Source organism: Pseudomonas sp. LBUM1671, from assembly GCF_059695685.1.
Genome location: NZ_CP166782.1, coordinates 6,141,871 through 6,165,529, shown reverse-complemented (window position 1 = coordinate 6,165,529; position 23,659 = coordinate 6,141,871). Strand labels below are relative to the sequence as shown.

Here is a 23,659-nt window from a genome sequence, read left to right as displayed (position 1 = left end):
ACCGAACAGGGAGCAAGCAATGTTCAACTCCGCTAACGAAACCCACTTCAGCCTGACCGTCGAAGACTACGTGGGCGACCTGCAAGTGCTGTCGTTCACCGGCACCGAAGGCATCAGCCAGCCGTATCGCTTCGACCTCGAACTGGTCAGCGAAAACCCCGATCTGGACCTGGAAAAACTCCTGCACAAACAGGCGTTCCTGGCGTTCGATCCGCAAGGTTCCGGCATCCACGGCCAGATCTACCGCGTCGCCCAAGGCGATGCCGGCAAACGCCTGACCCGCTACAAAGTCTCCCTGGTGCCGCAACTGCAATACCTGTATCACCGCACCAACCAGCGCATCTACCAGCAGATGTCCGCGCCGAAAATCATCGCGCTGATCCTCGACGAGCACGGCATCAAGGGCAACGCTTACAGCTTCCAGCTCAGCCAGCCCTGCCCGGACCGCGACTACTGCGTGCAATACGACGAAACCGACCTGCACTTCGTCCAGCGCCTGTGCGAAGAGGAAGGCATTCACTACCACTTCCAGCACAGCGAGAAAGGTCATCTGCTGGTCTTCGGCGACGACCAGACCGTATTCCCCAAACTCGGCCAGCCAACGGCCTACGTGCAAGGCAGCGGCATGGTCGCCGACGAACCGGTGATCAAAGGCTTCAAACTGCGCCTCGAAACCCGCACCGGCCGCGTCACCCGCCGCGACTACGATTTCGAAAAACCACGCCTGCAACTTGAAGCCGCGTACAAACCCGACGGCGAAAGCACCGAACCGGATCTGGAAGACTACGACTACCCCGGCCGCTTCCTCGACCGCGCGCGCGGCAAATTCCTCAGCCAACGCGCCCTCGAACGCCACCGCGCCGACTACCAGCAAGCCGAAGGCAAAAGCGATCAGACCACCCTGGTCAGCGGCCACTTCCTGGAAATGTCCGACCACCCGCGCACCGAGTGGAACGACCTCTGGCTGCTCACCGAAATCGTCCACGAAGGCAAACAACCGCAAGTCCTCGAAGAGTCCGTGACCAGCGACACCACCGACAACAAAGACGACTTCCACCAGGGCTACCGCAACCGCTTCCTCGCCACCCCGTGGGACGTGTTCTACCGCCCCGCGCTGGAACATCCGAAGCCGCGCGTCCTCGGCAGCCAGACCGCCATGGTCACCGGGCCCAAAGGCGAAGAAATTCACTGCGATCAGTACGGCCGCATCAAAGTGCAATTCCACTGGGACCGCGAAGGACAGGCCGACGACAAAACCAGCTGCTGGATGCGCGTTTCTTCAAGTTGGGCCGGGGATCGGTATGGCGCGATTGTCATTCCGCGTATTGGGATGGAAGTGCTGGTCACGTTCCTTGAAGGGGATCCCGATCAGCCGTTGGTGACCGGGTGCCTGTACCACAAGGAAAACCAGGTCCCCTACGAACTGCCGGCCAATAAAACCCGCACCGTCTTCAAAACCCTCAGCTCTCCGGGGGGCGGTGGGTTTAATGAACTGCGCATTGAAGACAAAAAGGGGGCGGAGCAGATCTTTATTCATGCCCAGCGGGATTGGGATGAAAACATTGAGCATGATCAGAAGATTCGGGTTGGGAATGAACGCCATGACACCGTCGAGAAGAACACTTACACCGAGCTGAAGGCTGAAGAGCATCGGACCACGATTGCGGATCGCAAGGTTGAAACGCGGCTGGATGATCACCTGACGATTGGGCAGAACCAGCATGTGAAGCTGGGGACTGCGCAGCTGACCAGTGTGGGGAAAGAGATTCATCTGAAGGCTGGGGCGAAGATTGTTATTGAGGCTGGCACCGAGCTGACCATTTTGGGCGGTGGCAGCTTTATCAAGCTGGATGCCGGTGGGGTGACAGTTGTTGGGCCGGTGGTGAAGATTAATGCGGGTGGTTCGGCGGGGAATGGGACAGGGATTGGGATTAAACCCCCGGTGCTGCCGGGGGCGGCGGATAAGGATAAGGCGGGGAGTTTGATGGAGCAGGCGTTGGGGAATGCGCCTGAGGAACAGATCAAACGCAAACCAAAACGAATGCTTAATTTTTCCGGGTAATAGACACCGACGGCAATCCAAGCCACCAGGGATCAGAATTCAGGTAATTGGTAATGACTGAGACAACAACAAGCAAAGTAGAGAAATGGGCGTATCCGCTGAAGGTAGGAACGGCAGAAGCAACAGATCCTCAGCAGTTTTATAAGGCATTGGCCAAGGCTAAGGATGGTTACTACCCGTTGGGCGCTAATGGCCTTTGGCACGGCGGTGTTCACTTTGATGAGGACACTGGATTGGTGAGGGATCTGACTGAAGTCAGATGCATCGCTGATGGTGAGGTTGTGGCTTATCGGATTGATGAGACCTATCCAAAATCTGATTTCGGCTCCTCGCACTCGGTATTTTCAACTGGCTTTGTGTTGGTTAAGCATCGTCTCGAGGTTCCCGCTCCTCCTGCGCCAGCAGCTGCTGGCGCGCAACCAGCGGCAGCAGCCCCGCAGCCCAGCCTCACCTTTTTTAGTCTTTACATGCATTTGCTAGATTGGAAGACATACAACGAAACCCCTGCCTTGGGCCGACCGGCCTTCTGGAGCGGTGGTACTTGGCAGGTTAAATCTACAGCGAAAGACGAAATTCTTGGATTGAGGGTTCGTCAGGAGCAGAAGGGAAAACCTGGCTATGGCACTGTTTTGGCCGTATTGCCCCGAGGCACTGTTGTAGAAACGGGCGAAGAAGATCATGGGTGGCTCAAGGTGGTGAGTGTCACTCCCGCCGACGCCAGCCTTCCGTCGGGAACCGGTTGGGTCTTCAAAAAAGAAATGACGGCGGGTTCAACACCCAATAGCTACGTCATCGGTAGTGCTGCGAAAGACGCGATGACTCCGCCTCAAAAAGGCCTCGCCGTGCATGAGGCTGCTAACCAATCGAGTTCTACTACATCCATTCTGCCGATTGGAACTCAAGTGAAGATCGGCAATGACGGAACAAGCGGCAAGTATCAGAAGCTACTGGAAATCGTCAGTGGAAATCCCCGTCCTGCGTTGACCGCAGCCAACGGCGTGCTCGGTTATATCTGGGAAGGGTTTCTTGAGACCAAAAGGGAGCCGGCAGAAAAAAATGCGGTCCATGTCCTGGAACGCCCATTCCCTGTAAAAGCTGGGAGCCTGATTGGTCATGTAGGGAAGTATCAGAACCACTCTGATCCTGCTCCCAAGAACCTGTTGCACTTGGAAGTTTTCAGCTGCGAGGACGTCAAGGCATTTACAGAGTTGAGCAAGTCCAAGGCTGCTAGCTTGCCGGCAAAGGAAAAGACACTGCTTAAGATTCCAAAAGACAGCCCGTTAATTACTCACGTACAAGGCATGAGCGCAACGAACCCACCTAAAGTGACCGATGCACACAAAAAGGTGGGTTCTGACTATTTGGTTCCTGTCGGAGTCCTTGAAGCATTGCCTGCCGACAAGAAAATCAAAGTACCTATTGTTATGGGGGGGACCACGACCTACACGCTTTGGTGGCGTCTGGATGGACTACTCGGAGATGCAGAGGGCAACGAAATCAACGGCTGGTTTGCGGAGCCGGATATCACGTTGACACGTCATTCGCCGTTTGAGTGGGAAGGTTTCAGTTTTATCGAGGAAACCGTCAGTAATGAAGATCATCTGGCTGCATTCCTGCACGCACAGGAAAATTTAAGTGAAGAAGAGCGCGCGACTTACCTACCGAATGTCGGGACCGCTAACGACGGACCTGCGAAACAACGGTTGTATAAAGTACTCGATAAAAATGGCGATAAAAAACTTAATCTTTCTGAAATAAAAGAAGCATTAGGTAAGCCTTGGTTTTCTCAACCCATCTCTCAGATGGTTACTCGTTATGAGAGCGAGTGGCAGTTCAAAAAAGATAAGTGGGATGCCCTCGATGAACTGATGGGGCACAGCGACTCAGACCCGCATAAGGGGTGGCTTGAGGAAAAGGCGCGGATTGAGCTTTTGAGTTGGTGGGATAAACTGGTAGGAGTGAGCGGAATCACCAGTGCCGCGAGCGTACAACATATTAACCCAATTGGATTATTAGGGAATTTCCAGTCTGGATGTCCTGAAAAATGTAAGTCGGAAGTGTACACCTTAGAGACAACGGTCGGGCCCTATGTGGTGTCCAAGAAGCTATTCGAATTTCTCTTGGCGACTGAAGCATATAGGGAGCATCCGTACGCTCTGACCGATAATAATAGTGGTGTGACTATCGGTTATGGCTATGATCTTGGACAGCAAACTGCTGCAATGGTAGATGCTGAGCTTAAAGATCTATACACAGAAAGCGAAATAGTAAGCTTGAAGGGTGCATTGGGTAAAAAAGGCCAAGATGCCAGAGACTTTGTTCACAATGTGAGCTCCATATCGATAAGTAAAGATAATGCGCTGAAGTTAGCAGTGATCATGAAGAAAAGGTATGCTCAACAGGTTGTTAATGTGTACCCTAAAGCGATTAATTTACACCCGGATTGTCAGGGCGTATTGCTCTCTCTCGTTGTCAATAGAGGCAATGCGTTAACTGGGAGTACTCCAGCAAAAGCGCTGTCGCGTCTGGAGATGAAACAGATAAAAGAAGATTTTGATAGCGACAAGCCTGAGTTGATACCTTCACGACTTCGCAGTATGAAAAGGCTTTGGGAAAATGATCCTCAAACAGTTGGGGTGGCGACAAGACGTGAAAAAGAAGCGGTCTACTTTGAGGAGGCATTAAAATGCAATTGCTGGAAGTAATTAATAAAGCGTTTCTCGCTGTCTCCATTTTATCCGTCTCAATGGGTTGTGCGTTGGCGGATACTAAGTGTAATTCTGCGAATTTAACGAATCCGGATATTATTATCTGCTCCCAGGCAGCGTTTACCAAAGTTGATAAGGTACTTAATGAGCAATATAAAGCGCTATCATCTGAACTAGATACATCGTTAAAGCCAGAGTTGCTAGCGGCGCAGAAAAGCTGGATTAAGTTGAAAGAAGGTTATTGCAAGGAAGATGGTGGTGGTGCTGCGGAATCACCTATCGAAAGTCTTTCCTGTATTAAGCAGTTTACGAGTTTTCGGTTGAGTGAACTCGTGTATCTCCGCACTGGCGTTATTGGAGATGGCTTTTATAAAGCGGTCTCAGTGGTTAATGAGAAAGCTACCGCGATGAATTATCCTAAGGCTATTGAACTCGTGGGCGGAGATGCAGACTTTGGAGCGTCTTGGAAAGAGTATGCTGAAAAAAATTGCACCATGACCCAGAAATTGTATGGAGAGCCCCATGAGAGATGTTTTGCAAGAATGAGATTTCAGATGCCAATCTACTAGTTGAATATTAGAGATCTAGTTTCGACAGGTTTGTTTAAAGAAAAAATGGGGCAAATTTATTTAAGAAGGGTTAGCTATCGGTAAATAAAATTGCCACTTTTTTGCGGTCATTTTTTTATGCCGTCAGGGCAGTATTCATAAATAGGGAGGTATGTTGAAAAGACTTTTGTTGGCGGCGTTGTTGCTGGTTTCTTTGCCTGCGGCCGCAGAGCCGGTGTTCCCGTCACTCAAGTCCTGTAGGCAGGCCGGTAGCGATTGCGCATTGGTGTTGGACGCTAACAACTATCTGGTGGATGCCAATTCCGGTGACAAGCTATCAGACACAGCAGAGTCGGTCGGGGCCATGAATTCCTTCGAACTGTATCGCGATGGTGATCGGTACATTTTGGAGAACGAAAATTTCTCCCAAGCGAAGTCTCGTCGATGGCTGATTTTTGACTATGACAATGGAAGAGTGGCGCTCGAGGGTGCCTATGTTTTCTCGATAGATATCAACCCGAGTACGGGGCCGTACTGGCACGGTTACGACTGCCGTACCGATACCAAGCTGTTCGCCCGCCCTTCAGACGATTCATTCAGTGATGCCGCTTTGCGTGCATTATGCGGTGATGTGGAGGGTATGGTTGTCTCGGGGCAGAGCTCCAGCGTGACCGCGCCCGCCAAAGGACTGACTGTCAGTGTCCCCGTTTACAATGCTCGCATCCGCTCTGGTTCCGCGACTTATCTGTTTGCTGGAAGCGAGGAACCGGATATCTCGACGTTGGCTTGTCTATCGAATTGTGTCTCCGGCACACAATGGCAAGAGCGCGTTGCAGTACAGCCTGCACTATTGACTGACGAGCAGAATGAAACGTTATGTTCTGCAGACGAAGACATTTATTTCAGCTGCCCGTTGACGGGAGGAAAGACGGTTTCCGTTTGTGCGTGGGGAAATAACAAACCCGCTGCCGGCTCTGTTCAATACCGTTACGGTATGCCGGGAAAAATAGAAATGCTCTACCCGCAGAACAGAGCACCTCCCAAGGATAAATTCTTCGTGGTCAATGCATCGGAAGGCAGCGTTAACCTGAACATTATCAAGTTCAAAAAGGGGCCTTATACCTACCTCGTTAATCAGGCCTTTGTGAGTTTTTTGACGGTGCTCAAGGGCGACAAGGTTATATTTCGGCAGTCCTGTGGCGCGGGTGGTCATGCCTTCGTTAGTCGGGCTGCAATGCAGGGGATGGAGTCGCGTCCTAAAAGTGCGGAAGATTTTCGCTAGTTTAGGTGGCTTGTAAAAATAGTTGCAGAAAGGGGACTTAACGTCCCCTTTTTCTATTCGCGGCTCCGCTACACCTTCGCCCGATGCTCCGCCGGATTCGGCGAATCAATGTGGTCCAGCGCTCGCTCCACCAACAACCGAACCCCATCCGCCAATCTGCTGAGCGCCAAGGCTAAGGAGCGTCGTGCTCCGTCTACATCGTCGGCCAGGTTGGCGGCGATGGCGCTGATGGACAGCAGGTCTTCCGAGGCGTTGGCCAGGAGGGCTTCGGTGTCGATATCGGGGGAGACGGCGAAGAGGTTGCCTTTGCGAGGCTTGGGTTTGTCGCCGGGTGGTGGGGCGAAATGGTGGTTGAGCGCGCGTTCGGCGGCTTCGTGGAGTTTCTTCGAATCGAGGGATTCGTAGGGGGATGTGGCTTCGTTTTCTGGTGGATTGGGTGTTGGCTTGATCATTAGTAATTTCCGATATGTGGTTTAGATGTAGCTGTCTCCTCTTCGCTTGCATTCGAATAAGGGTGGCAGCCGTGCGCAGGTGTGCAAGACCGGGCATATCGGACCCCGGCAGACCCCAAAGGGACCTCCCACGCACAGCCGCCATGAAGCATTTACATCGAGCAGGAAGACGCTCGATGTTCGGTTTGGCGACCGTGCGGCGATATGTACCGGACTTGCACGTCCGTGTCACCGATTTTGCGGTAACGAACAAAGACTATCGGCGAAGCCAAAGGCTGCCTAGTTCACGAACAGCACCACGTGTTGAAGGAAATATCCGATGGAGTCGAGCGTAGAAAGATCAAAATCTTCACGCTTTTAAACACCCTCGTTTCGTCAATGACTTGGTAGTCATCAGCGTCAAAAACCACGGCATCTTCTTCTATCGCTGCACAACAGTGGCGTTCTCGCTTGAAGCCGCTACACTGCGCCGGCCGTTCACTTTTCTCTTGAGGCTGTGCGCATGAAATTTCGTTTTCTCCTGTGGATGCTGGGTTTGTTGATGGGTAAGGCCAGTCGGACTAATCCTGCGTTTCAGCAGCAGTTGGGTGACAAGGAGTTGGTGTTCCAACTACAGACCCTGGACGGGAAAGTGGCGCGGCATTTCTTTGTGAAGGATCAGCGCATTACCAGCAAGTCGGGCGTGTATGCCGAGCCGGCGTTTGCGATTGCGTTTAAAGATGCGGCGTATGGCTTTGCCACGATGCAGGCGAAGAACAAGCAGTTGGCGTTTATGACGGGGATTCAGGACAAGTCGATTCAGATCAAGGGGAATCCGGCGTTGGTGATCTGGTTTCAGGGGTTGACCAAGTATTTGAAGCCGCGGAAGGCGAAGGCCAAAGCTTGAGTTGTGCGGGGATGCGGTGACGCGGAGCGTCAGGGGATGCATTCCCACGCAGAGCGTGGGAGCGATCTATCAGGTAGATCGGCGGGGGATTCTTCGCGAGCAAGCCTGCTCCCACATTTGACCGAGTGTGGGAGCGGGTTTTTTAGGCCTGGCTGAATTGCGAAGCCAGTTCGCGCAGCAGCACTTCGGCTTCAAGCACTTTGCTGACGACGTCGTTGGCCTTGTCGCGGGTCAGGCCTACGCGTTCAAGCAAGGCGTCCGGGATGTCTTCGTCGGGGCCGGAGCCGATGCCACGGCTGCGCAGCAGGCGTACGGACAGGCAGACGAGGTTCGGGTATTCAGCGTAGGCACCGTCGTAGCTTGGGTCGTGCTGGAAGCGCAACGCAGTGGCCAGTTCGTCCGGCATGTCCCAGTAGCGCATCAGCCAGGAGCCGATCTGTTCGCGGCTGATGCCGAGCAGGTGTTGCTCGACGTAGCTGTGGCACAGGTGCGGGTTGACTTCGAGGTGGCGGCAGATCAGCGAGAAGTGCGGCGGGAAGACGTGGGCCAGCAGCAGGTAACCGAAGTTGTGCAGCAGGCCGGCGAGGTAGGTCAGGCCGGCCTCCGGGCGCTGGGCGCGGGGCATGGCGCGGGTCAGGCCTTCGATGACGGCGGCGGTGTAGATCGATTGCTGCCAGTACGGCGTGGTGTGTTGCGGGTGGTCTTTGGGCAGGCTCAGGGTTTTGCCCAGGGCCAGGCCCAGTGCGAGGTTGATCACCAGGTCGAAACCCAGCACGCGCACGATCGCGTCTTCCACTGAACGAATTTTGCCCGGCGAGGCGTAGTACGGCGACGCGGCCCAACTGACGACTTGGGCGGCCAGCGCCGGGTCGGTTTCGACCACGCCGGTGATGTCGTCGATGGTGGCGTTAGGGTCGACGCGCAACTTGATGATTTTCTGCGCGGTCTCGGCCAGCGGCGGAATCTCGATGGTCTCTTCCAGACGTTGCTGGATGCGTCGCGCGGTGAACGCCTGGACGGCCTGGGTGATTTCCTGGCGGTCATCGTCGGGGCGGTCGAGGTTCGGGCGGATGCTGGTCAGGTTCTCGCCGAAGTTGGCGGCGCTGGCCTTGGTCAGCATGCTCTTGAAATCTTCGCTGGTGATTTCCAGCAGCAGGCCCGGCTCGCCCGAGTTGATCAGCAACTTCGGTTCGCGCAGCAGGCTTTCTTCGTACAGGCACGGCGAACTGGTCAGCGCCGGCAGGCCGGGCAGTAGGCTCAGGTTGTGCTTGCCGAGCATTTTCACCAGGCGTTCGGTGGGCACGGCGGTGAGGCGGCGGCCGGTCAGTTCGGCGAGGCGATTGAGGTCCAGCAACTGGCTTTGCGGGAACAGCACCATCAGGGCGCCGACCGCGTCGTCCACCAGCACCGCCTGCACTTTGCGCGAGGCGTTGAGGCCGTGGTGGTCGAGCACTTCTTCGTAGGCAATGCCCATTTTGCCCAGCAGCAACCGAATAACAGACGGAGCGTGCAGGGTGTCGGGGGCGAGGGCAGCTTCTGTCATGGTCTGTATCCGTATTCAAACAATTGCAGGAGTATAACCAGCTTGTTTAAAAGCATCGTCCACAAACTGCGACGGTGCTCACACTTGGCCGTATTGCTGCCCATGACGCAGCCAGCGGTCCAGCAATGGGCTGACGTGGTCCGGCCAGCGCTCCAGCAAAGCCTGGGCGGCGTCGCGCACGGCGGGCAGTAAATCGGCGTCGCGCATCAGGTCGGCGACCTTGAATTGCAGCAGGCCGGTCTGGCGCGTGCCGAGCATTTCGCCGGGGCCGCGCAGTTCGAGGTCTTTTTCGGCGATGACAAAACCGTCGTTGGTTTCACGCATGATGCCCAGGCGCTGACGGCCGATCTGCGACAGCGGCGGATGGTAGAGCAGCACGCAATGACTGGCGGCGCTGCCTCGACCGACACGGCCGCGCAATTGGTGCAGTTGCGCGAGGCCGAGACGCTCGGGGTTTTCGATGATCATCAGGCTGGCGTTCGGCACGTCGACGCCGACTTCGATCACGGTGGTCGCAACCAGCAGTTGCAGGTTGCCGGCCTTGAATTCGGCCATGACGGCGGCCTTTTCGGCGGGTTTCATGCGGCCGTGGATCAAGCCGACCTTCAGCTCGCCGAGCGCGGCGGTGAGGTCTTCGTAAGTGGTTTCGGCGGCCTGACAGGTCAGCTCTTCCGATTCTTCAATCAGCGTGCACACCCAATAGGCCTGACGCCCTTCAGCACAGGCGCCGCGTACGCGCTCGATGACTTCGACGCGCCGGGTATCGGTGACCAATACCGTGTTGACCGGGGTTCGGCCGGGCGGCAGTTCGTCGAGGATCGAGGTGTCGAGGTCGGCGTAGGCGCTCATGGCCAGCGTTCGCGGAATCGGCGTGGCGGTCATGATCAGCTGATGCGGACACATCCGTCCGCCAACACCTTTCTGGCGCAAGGCCAGGCGCTGCTGCACACCGAAGCGGTGCTGTTCGTCGATGATCGCCAGCGCGAGGTTCTTGAACTGCACTTCGTCCTGGAATAGTGCGTGAGTGCCGACCACCATCGGTGCGCCGTTGGCGATCTGTTCCAGAGCGGCGACGCGGTTCTTGCCCTTGAGCTTGCCGGCTAGCCACGCGACTTCAATGCCCAGGGGTTCGAGCCAGCGCTTGAAGGTGATGAAGTGCTGTTCGGCGAGGATCTCGGTGGGCGCCATCAGTGCGACCTGATAACCCGCCTCCAATGCCTGAAGCGCGGCGAGGGCGGCGACCACGGTTTTGCCCGCGCCGACGTCACCCTGAATCAGTCGCAGCATCGGTTCGTGCTGACTGAGGTCGTAGGCGATTTCGTTGCCGACCCGTTGCTGGGCGCCGGTTGGCGTAAATCCGAGATTGGCCAAGTATTGGGCCGGCAGTTTGGTCGCTTTCGGCATGGCCGGCGCGCGCAGGGAACGCATGCTCTCGCGCAGGCGTTGCTGGGACAGCTGATGGGTCAGCAGTTCTTCGAAGGCCAAACGATGCTGCGCCCAGTGATGACCGAGGGCGAGTTCGTCGACGTCGGCATCGGCGGGCGGGTGATGCAGGTAGCGGATCGCATCGGCCAGCGGCGCGAGTTGATAGTCGCGGGCCAGTTCGGTCGGCAGCCAGTCGGGCAGGCTGGTCGGGCCGAGCATCGTCAGGGTTTGCATGCACAACTGGCGCAGACGCTGCTGGGTCAGGCCTTCGGTGAGCGGGTAGACCGGGGTCAGGGTTTCATCCACTGGCGGCGGCTCGTCGCCGGTGATGGCGCGGTATTCCGGGTGGTAGATTTCCAGTCCCGAGGCACCGGGCCGCGCTTCGCCGTAGCAGCGAATCCGCGTGCCGCGTTTGAGGCCTTCTTTCTGGGCGTTGCTGAAATGGTAGAAGCGCAGACTGAGCCCGCCGGTGCCGTCCTGCAGACGCACGACGAGACTGCGCCGACGACCCATGACCACGTCTGCGCCGCTGACGGTGCCTTCGATCACGGCGTCCTGACCCGGCCGCAAATGGCCGATCGGGACCACGCGAGTGCGGTCCTGATAACGCAGCGGCAGGTGGAACAGCACGTCCTGGAGATTCTCCAGGCCGACCTTGGCCAGTTTCTCGGCCATGGCCTCGCCGACACCCTTGAGTGCCGTTACCGACACTTGCGACAACTCGGTCATGACAGCGACTTACGCCGCAACCACCGGCACCGGCGGCTTGGCCACCGAGCACAGGCGAATGGAGTCAGCGAGGATTTCAATTGCCTTCGGCCGCGGGAAGCTCGCACGCCACGCAATGGCCACGGTGCGGAACGGCACTGGCGGCGACAGCGGACGCACTTCGATCACGCCGGGGGCGTAGTGATGGCTGTCGACTGCCGACAGCGGCAGGATCGAAATGCCGAGGCCGGACGCGACCATGTGGCGGATGGTTTCCAGGGAGCTGGATTCCACCGTGGTGTGCTTGGCGCCGTCGTTGCCTTTGGCGAGGGTCGGGCAGGCTTCCAGCACTTGATCGCGGAAGCAGTGGCCTTCGCCGAGCAGCAGCAGGCTCTTGTCGTTGAGCAGGGCGGCGTCGATGGATTCTTTTTGCGTCCACGGGTGCTGGGCCGGCATCAGGACGTAGAACGGCTCGTCGTAGAGCTGCAGGGTCAGGACGTCGGCTTCGTTGAACGGCAAGGCGATGATGATCGCGTCGAGCTCGCCGTTGCGCAGTTTGTCGCGCAACACGTGGGTGAAGTTTTCTTCGATGTACAACGGCATCTGCGGGGCGACCCGGTGCAGTTGTGGAATCAGGTGCGGAAACAGGTACGGGCCGACCGTGTAAATCGCGCCGACTTTCAACGGAGCGGTCAGCTGGTTTTTGCCGGCCTGGGCCAGTTCGCGAATGCCTTGGGCCTGTTCCAGGACTTTCTGTGCCTGGGCAACGATGCCTTCACCGACCGGGGTCAGGCGCACGGCACTCTTGCTGCGCTCGAAAATCAGCACACCGAGTTCGTCTTCAAGCTTTTTCACGCCCACCGACAGGGTCGGTTGGCTGACATGGCAACGCTCGGCCGCGTGGCCGAAATGCTGCTCTTGGGCGAGGGTAACGATGTAGCGTAATTCTGTGAGAGTCATAGCAAGCGTCCATGAAGTTGCGAGCCAAGCATACCGGCTGCAATCGATAGACGCACGTTATCAGAGTGCATGCGTTGAGTGACACCGGGTAATGCCGGTTTGCCGCTGGCGGATATGCAAAAGGCACCTTTCGGGTGCCTTTATGCCGTTGCACATCACCCTGTGGGAGCGAGCTTGCTCGCGAATGGGGTGTGTCAGTCAACGTTGATAGCAACTGTCACACCGCTTTCGCGAGCAAGCCCGCTCCCACAGGGTGTTTTGTGTTGCGTTTAGCGGCGGCGTTTTTCCAGGGAGTAGAGGAACGGCGCCGTGATTTCGATGGTGCCATTGGTCAGCATGTCGGCCGGCGGCTTGGGCAGCGGTTGGGCGAGGCGGATCATTTCCAGGGTGGCCCGGTCCAGATCGGCAACGCCTGAACGGCCCACCAGTTCGTACGACAACACATTACCTTCGCCATCAACGATGAAGCGCAGACGGTTGGTGCCTTGCTTGCCCCGATTCTGTGCGCTCGCCGGGTACTTTTTGTACTTGCCCAAGTGCGCAAGCAAAGTGCCTTCCCAGCTGGCCTTGGCAGCCTGTTGCGCCGGCGATGGTCCCGGTGCCGGTTGCGCGGACTTCTCCGTCGGCGCCTGGGTCGGTTGCGCGTCGCTAGGCTTCTCCTCGGACGGCTTCTCCTTCGGCGGCTCCGGCTTTTTCTCCACAGGCTTGGGCGGTTGCGGCTTCGGCTTGGGCTTGGGTTTAACCGGCTTCGGCGCAACGATCTCGGCCTTCGGCACTTCGGCCAGTTTCGGGATCGGCAGTTCTTCCACCGGGGCCGGTGGCTGTGGCGGCGTTATGACCTTCGGCGGTGCTGGCGGTGGCGGGGCCGGAACCGGCGCCAACTCGACCATCATCGCCTGCGGTGGCAGCTCGATGGGTGGGCGCGCAGTCCAGTTCATCGCCAGCGCAATGGCCAGCGCATGGACACCCAGCACCACGGCCAGGCTCGCGCTGTAACGCGTCAGCTTATGGCGCGTCGTGATCATTTCTTGACTGCCGTCTCGAGCCCGACCAGACCTACCTTCAGGTAACCGGCGGAGCGCAGGTTGTCCATCACGCTCATCAGATCGCCGTAATCCACGCCTTTATCGGCCTGGAAGAAGATCGTCGTGTCTTTCTTGCCTTGAGTCCTGGCGTCGAGGGTGGCGCCGAGTGCTTCGGCCTTCACTTCTTCTTCGCCGAGGTACAGGCGCTGGTCAGTCTTGACGCTGAGGAACACCGGTTTCTCCGGCCGCGGGGCCGGCTTGGCGCTGGAGGCGGGCAGGTCGACCTTGATGTCCACGGTGGCCAACGGAGCCGCCACCATGAAGATGATCAGCAGCACCAGCATCACGTCGATGAACGGCGTGACGTTGATTTCGTGGTTCTCGGCCAGATCGTCGTCTGCGCCTTCTTTCAAATGCAAGCCCATGGCTGATTACCCTACTTTGACCACGTGGGGTTGCGTGGAGCGCTCGGTGGTCGGCAGGTGATCGAGGTCACGGCTGACCAGCAGCAGGACTTCAGCCGAGGCATCGGACACTTGCGCCTTGTAGCCAGCGATGGAGCGAGCGAAGACGTTGTAGATCACCACGGCCGGAATCGCCGCAACCAGACCCAGCGCGGTGGCCAGCAGGGCTTCTGCGATGCCCGGCGCTACGACGGCGAGGTTGGTGGTCTGGGTTTTGGCGATGCCGATGAAGCTGTTCATGATGCCCCACACGGTGCCGAACAAACCTACGAACGGCGCGGTGGAGCCGATGGTGGCGAGGACGCCGGTGCCGCTGCTCATGTTGCGACCGCAAGCTGCAACCAAGCGCTCGAGACGGAAGGCAACACGTTCCTTGATGCCTTCTTTCTCGCGGCTGTTGACCGACAAGCGCATCTCTTCCAGGGCGTCATGCACCAGCAAATTGGCGAGGGTGCCTTGCTTGGTCGCTGACGCGCTGGCTTCTTTAAGGGTGGTGGCTTTTTTCAGATGGACGATTTCGCTGCGCAGACGACGCTTGGCGCCCATCAGCTCAAAGCCCTTGGCGATCCAGATGGTCCAGGTGATGATCGAGGCGATGGCCAGGCCGATCATCACGATTTTCACGATAATGTCGGCGTTCTGGTACATGCCCCACGGCGACAGGTCGTGAGCCATGCCCAGGGTGTTGTCTGCTTCAAGGACTTCAGGAGCGTCTTCGGCGTCTACTGCCTGGGCCGGGTCGGTTGCGGCTGGCGCTACGGCGGGGGCGGCATGATCAGCCGGGGCTGGAGCAGCGGCGGCGGCCGGAGTCGCCGGAGTGGCTGGCGCCTGTGCGTCAGCGAAAGCGGCGGTCGGTGCCAGCATCAGGCTGAGCAGCAGGGCAGCCACTGCGCTCCAGGCGCGAGGTCGTTTGGTTGGCGAAGCGGGGAATTGATTGCGTGTCATGCTGGCCGGACCTGAGAGAAAAATAGGGTGAATGTTCTTCCAGGCCTCGTAAGGCCGAGAACAAAAGTGGCGTGCATTATTGCAAGTAATTCTTGTTAACAAAAGTAATAGAGTATCTTTTTTTCCTGCATTGCTAGCCGCTCGTCCATTGCCGGCGCTAGTCTGTGGCTTTCCAATAGGAGTTTTTTGATGTCCGCGCCTTCTGTTTTGATCGCCGGCTGCGGTGATGTCGGCTGTCGCCTGGCCACGCAATTGCTGGCCGCCGGGTGGGAAGTTCATGGCCTGAGACGTGACGTTTCACGTCTGCCCGACGGGGTCATTGGCGTTGCCGGCGACTTGTTCAATAAGGACTGTCCTGAGACGTGGCCCATCGGTGCGGTGGATTACCTCGTGTATTGCGCGGCCGCTACCGATCACGATGAAGCCGGTTACCGTGCTGCCTATGTCGAAGGCTTGCAGCATGTACTGGAATGGCTGAACGACTACGGCCAGGTGCCCAACCGCCTGCTGTTCGTTTCCAGTAGCAGTGTGTATGGCCAGCAGAATGGCGAGTGGGTCGATGAGACTTCGCCGACCATTGCATCAGGCTACTCGGGTCGATTGATGCTGGAGGCCGAGCAAGTGGCACTCCAGAGCGGCATCCCTGCAAGCATCGTGCGCTTGACCGGCATTTACGGCCCCGGCCGCGAATGGCTGCTGACCCAGGTGCGTCGTGGCTATCGAGTGGCCGTTGACCCGCCGCTTTACGGCAACCGCATCCACGCCGATGACGCTGCGGGGTTGATGGCGTTTCTGCTTGAAGCGGATCGACGCGGGGTGGCGTTGGATGACGTCTACATCGGAGTGGACGACGCGCCCGCGCCGCTGGCCGAAGTGGTGGGGTGGTTGCGCGAGTATCTGGGCGTGACCGAGTGGGCTGACGACGCGAGCGTGCGGCGCACGGGCAGCAAGCAATGCAGCAATGCCAGGGCGAAGGCCCTGGGCTGGACGCCAAAGTACCCAAGCTATCGAGAAGGCTACGCCGCCATTCTCGAAGGCCGCTGCTGACTTCCCATCACCACAAACCAAATGTGGGAGCGAGCCTGCTCGCGATTGCGGTCTCACATTCACCATGGATGTCGTTTGACACTCCGCCATCGCGAGCAGGCTCGCTTGTATGTTTAGACTTGAAGGGGTGGGTGGGACTACAGACTCGATTCTGACTCTGACCAGTACAGACTGTGGGAGACTTCTCGTCCCGCCCCTTCTACCCAAAGCGCCGATAAGGAATTCATCGGTAAACCGACGATAGAGACAAGCCAGCGCAACGGTAGACCCCAACAAGCACTTAAACCCTAGCTCCGAGGATTCGTCATGACAATCCTTACTTCGCAGACGGTTGTTGGTATCGATATCGCCAAGGCCCAAATTGCTGTCTATCGCACCGACCTGCAAATCATTCAAGACATCAAGAACGATCGAACCGCCCTCAAGCGTTGGCTTAAAACCCTGCCTGCCCAAAGCGCTATCGCCGTTGAAGCCACCAACATCTACCACTTGGACACGGTAGAGCTGGCCCATGAGATGGGTCATCAGGTCTACGTGGTGGATGCTTATCGCGTGAGTCATTACCGCCGTGGCGTTGGCCAACGAGCCAAGAACGATCCCTGCGATGCGCGTTTGCTGGCGCGTTACCTGGAGAATGAACAAAGCAAACTGCGGGTCTGGAGCCCGCCACCCAAGGCCTACAGCTCGCTGAAAAGCCTGCTTCACAGACGTGCAACGCTGATCCAGAACCATGCTGGGCTGATGTTGAGTTGGGCCAATGAACCCTTGTTGAAGAAAGTGCAGGTCGCTCAGCAGAAGGCGTTCAAGCAAGCGGATCAGGCGATTCAGAAACTGCTGCGCAAGGTCAGCAAAGAGGCGGGAATTGAGGCGAATATTGATCGCTGCAAAGCCATCGAAGGCGTTGGGGAACTGACCGCAACCGGGTTGGCGACGACCTTTATGCGGGGCGATTTTGCGAACAGCGATGCGTTCATCGCATTCCTGGGAATGGACTTGGCAGTCGAAGACTCCGGCAAGAAGAATGGGCAGCGGTACCTGACCAAAAAAGGAGATCCGGAGGTTCGTCGTTTGGCGTACAACGCCGCAATGGCGGCGTGTCGCTCGCCTAAATGGAAGCCGTTTTACGAGGCATACCTGGCTAGAGGCTTCTCGAAAACCCAGGCCTTGGTTGCCTTGGCCCGAAAGCTCTGTCGAGTGGCATTTGCCCTGATGAAAAATCAGAGCAAATACCTGTCAGCCTGAGAATTCAGGGTTGCCGGGCAACATAGAATCTCCCACATTGGTTTTGCGTTGGCTTCAGGGCCGGGTTACTGCTTTTCCAGCAACCACTTGCGCTCGCCCGGCGTGAACTGAGGCATCTCGTCTGCCTGAGCCGTGTTCACCGCCTGCACAATCTCCAGTTCCTTGCCCTTGCGCGCAAAGATCCAGGTATTGCCCTGGCCGTTCACTTGCAGCCACATATTGTCATTGCCGCCGCTCATCGACGCGCAATCGCCCGCCAGGCACAGGGCATAGCGATCGGCACCCGGCAGGCCGGCAACCTGGCCATCGGCCTGGAATTGCACGGTATTGCCTTCGCCCGGACCGTTGACGATTTTCCAGCTGCCGCCCATGTAGGCGGTGTACAGCGCGCGTTCGAAGCTGGCGCCCATCGGTGCACCGTCCGGCACGGGGATCAGCGCACGATCAAAAACCTGTTCCGGTTCGTTGTCGGAGGCGGCCTGGGCCAATTGCTTGCCGTCACGCTTCAGCTCACTGGCGGAGCTGCCATAAAAGTCGACTTTCCAGGCGCCGGACTCTTCGCCCAGCAGCTTGCCGTCCACGTTTTCAAAACCGTTGGTGTAGCGGGCCTGGCCGGCCTTGGTGTTGACGTCCCATTCCAGGTTCGGGCCATAAGCCTGAAGCGCTTCGCGCAGGGGGCCGCCTTTGGATGCAGCGTCAATCGCCACCTGATTGATCCAGGTGCCGCTGATATCACGATCGGCAGGGTTGCTGGCACAACCGCCCAAGAGTAGGGCGACCAGCGAGAGAGCTAGCGCTTGGCGCATGGTGGAATCCTTTCAAGACGAAATCGGCGCAACCCTTGGGGCTGCGCCGGATTTATTACTCGATGACCAGAATGGCATCCATTTCAACCTGCGAACCCTTTGGCAGGGCAGCTACGCCGATGGCGGCGCGGGCAGGGTATGGCTGGTCAAAGTACTTGCCCATGATCTCGTTGACCTTGGCAAAGTGGCTCAGGTCGGTGAGGAAGATGTTCAGTTTGACGATGTCCTTGAACGAACCGCCAGCGGCTTCGGCCACGGCTTTGAGGTTCTCGAACACCTGGACGGTCTGGGCTTCGAAGCCTTCAACCAGTTCCATGGTTTTTGGGTCCAGGGGAATCTGACCCGACATATAGACGGTGTTGCCAGCCTTGATCGCCTGGGAATAAGTACCGATAGCGGCCGGGGCCTTGTCGCTGGTGATAACAGTCTTGGTCATGAATGACTCCTTGTAATAGTGGGCTTAGGCGCGCATGCGGGTGATGCGAATCACCCCGGTCAGTGCGCGCAGTTTCTTGATCACGCGGGCCAGGTGCACACGGTCGTGCACGCTGACCACCAGTTGGACCACGCTGATGCGACCATCGCGTTCGTCCATGCTGATTTTCTCGATATTGCCGTCGGCCGCGTTGACGCTGCTGGCCAGCAGGGCGATCAGGCCGCGCTGGTGTTCCAGTTCGACGCGCAGCTCGACGTTGAATTCGCCGGTGACATCCTTGGCCCACGAGAGCTGGATGCATTTTTCCGGGTTGTGGCGGATTTCGCTGATGTTGCGGCAGTTGTCCAGGTGCACGACCATGCCTTTGCCCGCAGACAGGTGACCGACAATCGGGTCGCCCGGGATCGGCGTGCAGCACTTGGCGTAGCTGAGGACCAGGCCTTCGGTGCCGCGAATCGCCAGCGGGCCTTCCGGACTTGGCAACTGTTCGCCTTCGCCGAGCAGGCGGCGGGCGACCACGTAGGCCATGCGATTGCCCAGGCCGATGTCTTCCAGCAAGTCTTCGATCAGTTCGAGACGGTATTCGGTCAGCATCGCCTTGACGCGCTCGGCCGGGACTTTCTCCAGGGTGCTGTCGAAACCGTTGAGCACTTTATTCAGCAGGCGCTCGCCAAGGCTGATGGATTCGGAGCGGCGTTGCAGTTTCAGCGCGTGGCGGATGTGGGTCCGCGCCTTGCCGGTGACCACGAAGTTGAGCCACGCCGGGTTCGGCCGCGCGCCCGGGGCGCTGACAATCTCGACCGTGGAGCCGCTTTGCAGCGGTTCGGACAGCGGTGCGAGACGACGATTGATCCGACAGGCAATGCAACTGTTGCCTACGTCGGTGTGCACCGCGTAAGCGAAGTCGACCGCCGTGGAGCCTTTGGGCAGCTCCATGATCCGGCCTTTGGGCGTGAACACGTAGACCTCGTCCGGGAACAGGTCGATCTTCACGCTCTCGATGAACTCCAGCGAGTTGCCGGCCCGTTGCTGCATCTCCAGCACGCCTTTGACCCACTGGCGGGCGCGGGCATGCGTGCCTTTCGGCTGCTCGTCGCCGCTGGACTTGTACAACCAATGCGCGGCGATGCCGTTGTTGGCCATCTCTTCCATTTCACGGGTGCGGATCTGGATCTCGATCGGAACACCGTGCATGCCGAACAGCGTGGTGTGCAGCGACTGGTAGCCGTTGGCCTTGGGGATCGCGATGTAATCCTTGAAGCGCCCCGGCAACGGTTTGTACAAATTATGCACAGCACCCAGCACGCGGTAGCAGGTGTCGACCTTGTCGACGATGATCCGGAACGCGTAGACGTCCATGATCTCGTTGAAGGCCCGACGCTTGCCGCGCATTTTCTTGTAGATGCCGTAGAGGTGTTTCTGGCGACCGCTGACCTCGCCCTGGATGCCATCGATGGCCAGGCAGTGACTGAGGGATTCCTCGATCTTGTTGACGATTTCCTTGCGGTTGCCCCGGGCGCGTTTGACCGCCTGGTTAATCCGCGCGGAACGCATCGGGTGCATCGCCTTGAAGCCGAGGTCTTCGAATTCTATGCGGATGGCGTGCATGCCCAGCCGGTTGGCGATGGGTGCATAGATTTCCAGGGTTTCCTTGGCGATCCGCCGGCGCTTTTCACCGGACAGGACTTCCAGCGTGCGCATGTTGTGCAGGCGGTCGGCGAGCTTGACCAGGATCACACGAATGTCGCGCGCCATGGCCATGGCCATTTTCTGAAAGTTTTCGGCCTGGGCTTCGGCTTTGGTTTCGAAGTTCATCTGGGTCAGTTTGCTGACCCCGTCGACCAGTTCGGCCACGGTTTCGCCGAACTGCGCTTGCAGCGCTTCCTTGGCAATACCGGTGTCTTCGATCACGTCATGCAGCATTGCAGCCATCAAACTCTGATGGTCCATGTGCATGTCGGCAAGAATATTCGCCACGGCAAGAGGATGCGTGACATACGCCTCACCGCTGCGGCGGCGTTGGCCGTCGTGGGCTTGTTCGGCGTAGAAGTACGCTCGGCGGACCAGGTTGACCTGGTCCTTGCCGAGGTAGGTCGATAAGCGATCGGCGAGGGCGTCTATGCTCGGCATGATGACTCCTGCCGTTCGCTGTGACCCCGCGCCGTGCTACGTCGACCAGGCATAGGCTTAGACGGCCTCGTTGGACTCGTCCTCGAACGCTGCGAACAGCGGTTCGTCTTCGACGATTTCAGCATTGGCGATGAACTCGTAGCTCATCAGGCCTTCAGCGATTTCACGCAAGGCTACAACGGTAGGCTTGTCGTTTTCCCACTGAACCAGTGGCTCTTTGCCGCCGGTGGCCAGTTGACGGGCACGCTTGGTGGACAGCATGACCAGCTCAAAACGGTTTTCCACGTGGTTCAGGCAGTCTTCAACGGTTACGCGGGCCATGGTATTCCTCGGAGCGAATGCAATATGCGCGCTGCCCGGGTGGGCGAGCGGACTCAACAGTTTAAAAAATCACCAGCGATTAGGGAAGCGCTGATTTTTTGACCAAGCCCTTCAACGCGCTGCAAGTGCCAATGTAAAGCCCTTGCAGCGGTTTTGGGAAGGGCTGTTTAGCCAAGCAATTCAGCCAAAAGTTTTCCGTTACGCTGCTGCTGACGCTTCTGATGCAGCTGATTGGCACGGAAAATCGCCTGCAAATCCTTCAGCGCGTGGGCGAAATCGTCGTTGATGATCAAGTAATCGTAGTCAACGTAGTGGCTCATTTCGCTGACGGCTTCGCGCATCCGGCCTTCGATGACTTCGTCGCTGTCCTGGCCGCGATTGTTCAGGCGCTGGTGCAAGGCTTCCAACGACGGCGGCAGAATGAAGATCGAGCGCGCCTGAGGCATCAACTTGCGCACCTGCTCGGCGCCCTGCCAGTCGATTTCCAGAATCAGGTCGTGGCCTTCGTCCAGGGTCTGCTGCAGGTGGCTTTGCGAAGTGCCGTAGAGGTTGCCGAATACTTCGGCACGCTCGAGAAAATCTCCGTGCTCGATCATTTTCACGAACTCGCCGCGTTCGACGAAGTGATAGTTCACGCCGTTGACTTCACCGGGGCGCATGGCGCGTGTGGTGTGGGAGACGGAGACGCGGATCTCCTGGTCAGCGTCGGTCAGGGCCTTGACCAGGCTGCTCTTGCCCGCACCCGAAGGGGCGGAAATGATGTACAGGGTGCCGGTGCTGTGGGTCATGTCAGGTTTGCCTTACTCAATATTCTGCACTTGTTCGCGCATCTGCTCGATCAACACTTTGAGGTTGACCGCCGCCTGGGTGCTGCGCGGGTCGAAGGCTTTGGAGCCCAGTGTATTGGCTTCGCGGTTGAGCTCCTGCATCAGGAAGTCCAGGCGCCGACCGGCAGCGCCGCCGGACTTGAGCACCCGGCGAACTTCGATGATGTGTGTGCTCAAGCGATCCAGTTCTTCGGCGACGTCGCTCTTTTGCGCGAGCATGACCATTTCCTGTTCCAGCCGCTGCGGGTCCATCTCGGCTTTCATGTCCGCAAAACGGTCGAGGACTTTCTGGCGCTGGGTGGCAAGCATCTGCGGAACCAGTTCGCGCAGGGTCACCACGTCTCCTTCAATGGAGGTCAGGCGATCGTTGATCAGCCGCGCCAGCTCCGCGCCTTCGCGCTCGCGGCCGGCCTTGAGTTCCCTCAAGCCCTCGTTGAACAAAGCCAGTGCTTCAGCATTCAGGGCTTGCGGGTCGGTGGCGTCGCCCACCAGCACGCCGGGCCAAGCCAGGACTTCCAGCGGGTTCAGCGCAGCCGGATTCTTGATCAGGCCGGCGATGGTCTCGGCGGCAGCGACCAATTGTGCGGCGCGCTCGCGGTCCACTTGCAGAGGTTTGTCGGTGTTTTCTTCGGTGAAGCGCAGGGTGCATTCGAGCTTGCCCCGGGAGATTCCCTGGCGCAGCGCTTCGCGGACCGCACCTTCGAGGTCGCGAAACGACTCTGGCAGGCGCAGGTGGGGTTCCAGGTAGCGGCTGTTGACCGAGCGCAATTCCCAGCTCAGGGTGCCTTGGGCGCCGGCTTTTTCAACGCGGGCGAAGGCGGTCATGCTGTGCACCATGGAGGTACCTCGCAATTCAGGTTTGCGTTACCAAAGGTTTCGCGAAACCCGATATCTGTGAATAAAAGCCGACAGGCAGCAAAGGCGCAGGATTGTAGCGCAGTGGGGCGGATGCGCCCAAACACACGGTGTGACAAAGGGCTGCAGGCCGTCGGTAAAGCGCTGTTCTACGCTCTACTCAGGGCCTTCAATCGTCGGGCGGATTTTTTAGAAGTGCCCAGTCTTGGCGCGCGGCTCTATAATGCTCGGCAGTTTTCCGTCCTCCGTACAGGTATTCCCTATGAAACGTCCAAGTGGTCGCGCTGCCGATCAGCTCCGCTCGATCCGCATTACCCGCAACTACACCAAACACGCCGAGGGATCTGTACTGGTCGAGTTCGGTGATACCAAAGTCATCTGCACCGTCAGCGTCGAAAACGGCGTGCCACGTTTCCTTAAAGGTCAGGGCCAAGGCTGGTTGACCGCCGAATACGGCATGTTGCCGCGCGCCACCGGCGAGCGTAACCAGCGTGAAGCGAGCCGTGGCAAACAAGGCGGCCGTACCCTGGAAATCCAGCGTCTGATCGGTCGTTCCCTGCGTGCTTCGCTGGACATGTCCAAGCTGGGCGACGTCACCCTTTACGTCGACTGCGACGTGATCCAGGCTGACGGCGGCACCCGCACCGCCTCCATCACCGGCGCCATGGTCGCATTGGTCGACGCGTTGAAAGTGATCAAGAAGCGCGGCGGCCTGAAAGGCGGCGACCCGCTCAAGCAAATGATCGCTGCTGTTTCCGTTGGCATGTACCAGGGCGAGCCTGTGCTCGACCTCGACTACCTGGAAGACTCGGCTGCCGAGACTGACCTGAACGTGGTAATGACCAGCACTGGCGGCTTCATCGAAGTCCAGGGCACTGCCGAAGGCGCACCATTCCAGCCGGAAGAGCTGAACGCTATGCTTGAACTGGCGAAGAAAGGCATGTCCGAGATCTTCGAACTGCAAAAGGCCGCACTGGCCGACTGATC

General features: G+C 58.1%; 21 protein-coding genes. 8 read left to right on the top strand and 13 right to left on the bottom strand.

Going from position 1 to position 23,659, the window contains the following annotated elements; all coding sequences use genetic code 11:
- The first annotated feature begins 19 nt into the window (after positions 1–19).
- The 4 genes from ACA060_RS28555 (at position 20) to ACA060_RS28540 (ending at position 6,600) form a co-directional block, all read left to right on the top strand.
- Positions 20–2,062 (top strand): type VI secretion system Vgr family protein, encoded by a 2,043-nt coding sequence (locus ACA060_RS28555; protein ID WP_497314528.1) that lies wholly within the window; start codon positions 20–22, stop codon positions 2,060–2,062.
- Positions 2,063–2,115: 53 nt separating this feature from the next.
- Positions 2,116–4,767 carry a pesticin C-terminus-like muramidase gene (locus ACA060_RS28550; protein WP_497314526.1) on the top strand — a complete coding sequence of 884 codons (2,652 nt, stop codon included), beginning with the start codon at positions 2,116–2,118 and terminating at the stop codon, positions 4,765–4,767.
- Positions 4,749–5,339, top strand: a complete 591-nt coding sequence (locus tag ACA060_RS28545) for a lysozyme inhibitor LprI family protein (protein WP_497314525.1) — start codon at positions 4,749–4,751, stop codon at positions 5,337–5,339. The genes ACA060_RS28550 and ACA060_RS28545 overlap by 19 nt, the downstream gene beginning before the upstream one ends.
- Before the next feature lie 151 nt (positions 5,340–5,490).
- Positions 5,491–6,600 (top strand): hypothetical protein, encoded by a 1,110-nt coding sequence (locus ACA060_RS28540; protein WP_497314524.1) that lies wholly within the window; start codon positions 5,491–5,493, stop codon positions 6,598–6,600.
- Positions 6,601–6,668: 68 nt separating this feature from the next.
- Here ACA060_RS28540 and ACA060_RS28535 read toward each other — a convergent pair whose 3' ends face one another.
- Positions 6,669–7,052 carry a DUF6124 family protein gene (locus tag ACA060_RS28535; RefSeq protein ID WP_497314522.1) on the bottom strand — a complete coding sequence of 128 codons (384 nt, stop codon included), beginning with the start codon at positions 7,050–7,052 and terminating at the stop codon, positions 6,669–6,671.
- 502 nt (positions 7,053–7,554) lie between these two features.
- Between ACA060_RS28535 and ACA060_RS28530 the strand changes: the two genes are divergently transcribed.
- The gene (locus ACA060_RS28530; protein ID WP_038980709.1) at positions 7,555–7,938 is read left to right on the top strand and encodes a hypothetical protein; all 384 of its coding nucleotides are present in this window, start codon (positions 7,555–7,557) and stop codon (positions 7,936–7,938) included.
- 142 nt (positions 7,939–8,080) lie between these two features.
- Here the strand turns inward: ACA060_RS28530 and ACA060_RS28525 are convergent, their stop codons facing one another.
- The 6 genes from ACA060_RS28525 to exbB form a co-directional block, all read right to left on the bottom strand.
- Positions 8,081–9,481: an aminoacyl-tRNA deacylase and HDOD domain-containing protein gene (locus tag ACA060_RS28525; protein ID WP_497314520.1), complete on the bottom strand. Its 1,401-nt coding sequence runs from the start codon at positions 9,479–9,481 to the stop codon at positions 8,081–8,083.
- Between the two features lie 78 nt (positions 9,482–9,559).
- Positions 9,560–11,635 carry an ATP-dependent DNA helicase RecG gene (recG, locus tag ACA060_RS28520; protein ID WP_403099836.1) on the bottom strand — a complete coding sequence of 692 codons (2,076 nt, stop codon included), beginning with the start codon at positions 11,633–11,635 and terminating at the stop codon, positions 9,560–9,562.
- 9 nt (positions 11,636–11,644) lie between these two features.
- Positions 11,645–12,574 carry a hydrogen peroxide-inducible genes activator gene (locus ACA060_RS28515; protein WP_109626744.1) on the bottom strand — a complete coding sequence of 310 codons (930 nt, stop codon included), beginning with the start codon at positions 12,572–12,574 and terminating at the stop codon, positions 11,645–11,647.
- A 269-nt stretch (positions 12,575–12,843) separates the two neighbouring features.
- Positions 12,844–13,599, bottom strand: a complete 756-nt coding sequence (locus ACA060_RS28510; protein ID WP_497314518.1) for an energy transducer TonB family protein — start codon at positions 13,597–13,599, stop codon at positions 12,844–12,846.
- Positions 13,596–14,024: a TonB system transport protein ExbD gene (gene exbD / locus ACA060_RS28505; RefSeq protein WP_497314516.1), complete on the bottom strand. Its 429-nt coding sequence runs from the start codon at positions 14,022–14,024 to the stop codon at positions 13,596–13,598. The genes ACA060_RS28510 and exbD overlap by 4 nt, the downstream gene beginning before the upstream one ends.
- A gap of 6 nt (positions 14,025–14,030) precedes the next feature.
- Positions 14,031–15,008 (bottom strand): tonB-system energizer ExbB, encoded by a 978-nt coding sequence (exbB, locus tag ACA060_RS28500; protein ID WP_497314514.1) that lies wholly within the window; start codon positions 15,006–15,008, stop codon positions 14,031–14,033.
- Between the two features lie 189 nt (positions 15,009–15,197).
- Here exbB and ACA060_RS28495 point away from each other — a divergent pair, with 189 nt between their 5' ends.
- Entirely contained in the window at positions 15,198–16,055 is an 858-nt protein-coding gene (locus ACA060_RS28495; protein WP_497314512.1) for an SDR family oxidoreductase, read from the top strand.
- A 306-nt stretch (positions 16,056–16,361) separates the two neighbouring features.
- On the top strand, positions 16,362–17,297 hold the full coding sequence (locus ACA060_RS28490) for an IS110 family transposase (RefSeq protein ID WP_497314510.1): 936 nt from the start codon (positions 16,362–16,364) through the stop codon (positions 17,295–17,297).
- A gap of 65 nt (positions 17,298–17,362) precedes the next feature.
- On the opposite strand, the gene ACA060_RS28485 is transcribed toward ACA060_RS28490, so the two are convergent.
- The 6 genes from ACA060_RS28485 to ACA060_RS28460 form a co-directional block, all read right to left on the bottom strand.
- On the bottom strand, positions 17,363–18,103 hold the full coding sequence (locus tag ACA060_RS28485; RefSeq protein WP_109626736.1) for a hypothetical protein: 741 nt from the start codon (positions 18,101–18,103) through the stop codon (positions 17,363–17,365).
- A 55-nt stretch (positions 18,104–18,158) separates the two neighbouring features.
- Complete coding sequence (locus ACA060_RS28480) at positions 18,159–18,539, bottom strand: RidA family protein (protein WP_003229509.1); 381 nt, start codon at positions 18,537–18,539, stop codon at positions 18,159–18,161.
- 24 nt (positions 18,540–18,563) lie between these two features.
- Positions 18,564–20,669, bottom strand: coding sequence for a bifunctional GTP diphosphokinase/guanosine-3',5'-bis pyrophosphate 3'-pyrophosphohydrolase (spoT, locus tag ACA060_RS28475; protein ID WP_109626735.1), 2,106 nt, complete (start codon positions 20,667–20,669; stop codon positions 18,564–18,566).
- Between the two features lie 57 nt (positions 20,670–20,726).
- The gene (gene rpoZ, locus ACA060_RS28470; RefSeq protein ID WP_007894670.1) at positions 20,727–20,990 is read right to left on the bottom strand and encodes a DNA-directed RNA polymerase subunit omega; all 264 of its coding nucleotides are present in this window, start codon (positions 20,988–20,990) and stop codon (positions 20,727–20,729) included.
- A gap of 167 nt (positions 20,991–21,157) precedes the next feature.
- Complete coding sequence (gmk, locus tag ACA060_RS28465) at positions 21,158–21,778, bottom strand: guanylate kinase (RefSeq protein ID WP_497314507.1); 621 nt, start codon at positions 21,776–21,778, stop codon at positions 21,158–21,160.
- A gap of 12 nt (positions 21,779–21,790) precedes the next feature.
- The gene (locus tag ACA060_RS28460) at positions 21,791–22,654 is read right to left on the bottom strand and encodes a YicC/YloC family endoribonuclease (protein WP_109626733.1); all 864 of its coding nucleotides are present in this window, start codon (positions 22,652–22,654) and stop codon (positions 21,791–21,793) included.
- A 280-nt stretch (positions 22,655–22,934) separates the two neighbouring features.
- Between ACA060_RS28460 and rph the strand changes: the two genes are divergently transcribed.
- A complete protein-coding gene (gene rph / locus ACA060_RS28455) occupies positions 22,935–23,657 on the top strand; it encodes a ribonuclease PH (RefSeq protein ID WP_046045041.1) in 723 nt (240 codons plus the stop codon).
- Positions 23,658–23,659 lie beyond the last annotated feature (2 nt).

Bases quoted from the DNA above. Each gene is read 5' to 3' on its own strand.
- ACA060_RS28555 (WP_497314528.1), top strand. From the start codon at position 20: ATGTTCAACTCCGCTAACGAAACCCACTTCAGCCTGACCGTCGAAGAC.
- ACA060_RS28550 (WP_497314526.1), top strand. From the start codon at position 2,116: ATGACTGAGACAACAACAAGCAAAGTAGAGAAATGGGCGTATCCGCTG.
- ACA060_RS28545 (WP_497314525.1), top strand. From the start codon at position 4,749: ATGCAATTGCTGGAAGTAATTAATAAAGCGTTTCTCGCTGTCTCCATT.
- ACA060_RS28540 (WP_497314524.1), top strand. From the start codon at position 5,491: ATGTTGAAAAGACTTTTGTTGGCGGCGTTGTTGCTGGTTTCTTTGCCT.
- ACA060_RS28535 (WP_497314522.1), bottom strand. From the start codon at position 7,052: ATGATCAAGCCAACACCCAATCCACCAGAAAACGAAGCCACATCCCCC.
- ACA060_RS28530 (WP_038980709.1), top strand. From the start codon at position 7,555: ATGAAATTTCGTTTTCTCCTGTGGATGCTGGGTTTGTTGATGGGTAAG.
- ACA060_RS28525 (WP_497314520.1), bottom strand. From the start codon at position 9,481: ATGACAGAAGCTGCCCTCGCCCCCGACACCCTGCACGCTCCGTCTGTT.
- recG (WP_403099836.1), bottom strand. From the start codon at position 11,635: ATGACCGAGTTGTCGCAAGTGTCGGTAACGGCACTCAAGGGTGTCGGC.
- ACA060_RS28515 (WP_109626744.1), bottom strand. From the start codon at position 12,574: ATGACTCTCACAGAATTACGCTACATCGTTACCCTCGCCCAAGAGCAG.
- ACA060_RS28510 (WP_497314518.1), bottom strand. From the start codon at position 13,599: ATGATCACGACGCGCCATAAGCTGACGCGTTACAGCGCGAGCCTGGCC.
- exbD (WP_497314516.1), bottom strand. From the start codon at position 14,024: ATGGGCTTGCATTTGAAAGAAGGCGCAGACGACGATCTGGCCGAGAAC.
- exbB (WP_497314514.1), bottom strand. From the start codon at position 15,008: ATGACACGCAATCAATTCCCCGCTTCGCCAACCAAACGACCTCGCGCC.
- ACA060_RS28495 (WP_497314512.1), top strand. From the start codon at position 15,198: ATGTCCGCGCCTTCTGTTTTGATCGCCGGCTGCGGTGATGTCGGCTGT.
- ACA060_RS28490 (WP_497314510.1), top strand. From the start codon at position 16,362: ATGACAATCCTTACTTCGCAGACGGTTGTTGGTATCGATATCGCCAAG.
- ACA060_RS28485 (WP_109626736.1), bottom strand. From the start codon at position 18,103: ATGCGCCAAGCGCTAGCTCTCTCGCTGGTCGCCCTACTCTTGGGCGGT.
- ACA060_RS28480 (WP_003229509.1), bottom strand. From the start codon at position 18,539: ATGACCAAGACTGTTATCACCAGCGACAAGGCCCCGGCCGCTATCGGT.
- spoT (WP_109626735.1), bottom strand. From the start codon at position 20,669: ATGCCGAGCATAGACGCCCTCGCCGATCGCTTATCGACCTACCTCGGC.
- rpoZ (WP_007894670.1), bottom strand. From the start codon at position 20,990: ATGGCCCGCGTAACCGTTGAAGACTGCCTGAACCACGTGGAAAACCGT.
- gmk (WP_497314507.1), bottom strand. From the start codon at position 21,778: ATGACCCACAGCACCGGCACCCTGTACATCATTTCCGCCCCTTCGGGT.
- ACA060_RS28460 (WP_109626733.1), bottom strand. From the start codon at position 22,654: ATGGTGCACAGCATGACCGCCTTCGCCCGCGTTGAAAAAGCCGGCGCC.
- rph (WP_046045041.1), top strand. From the start codon at position 22,935: ATGAAACGTCCAAGTGGTCGCGCTGCCGATCAGCTCCGCTCGATCCGC.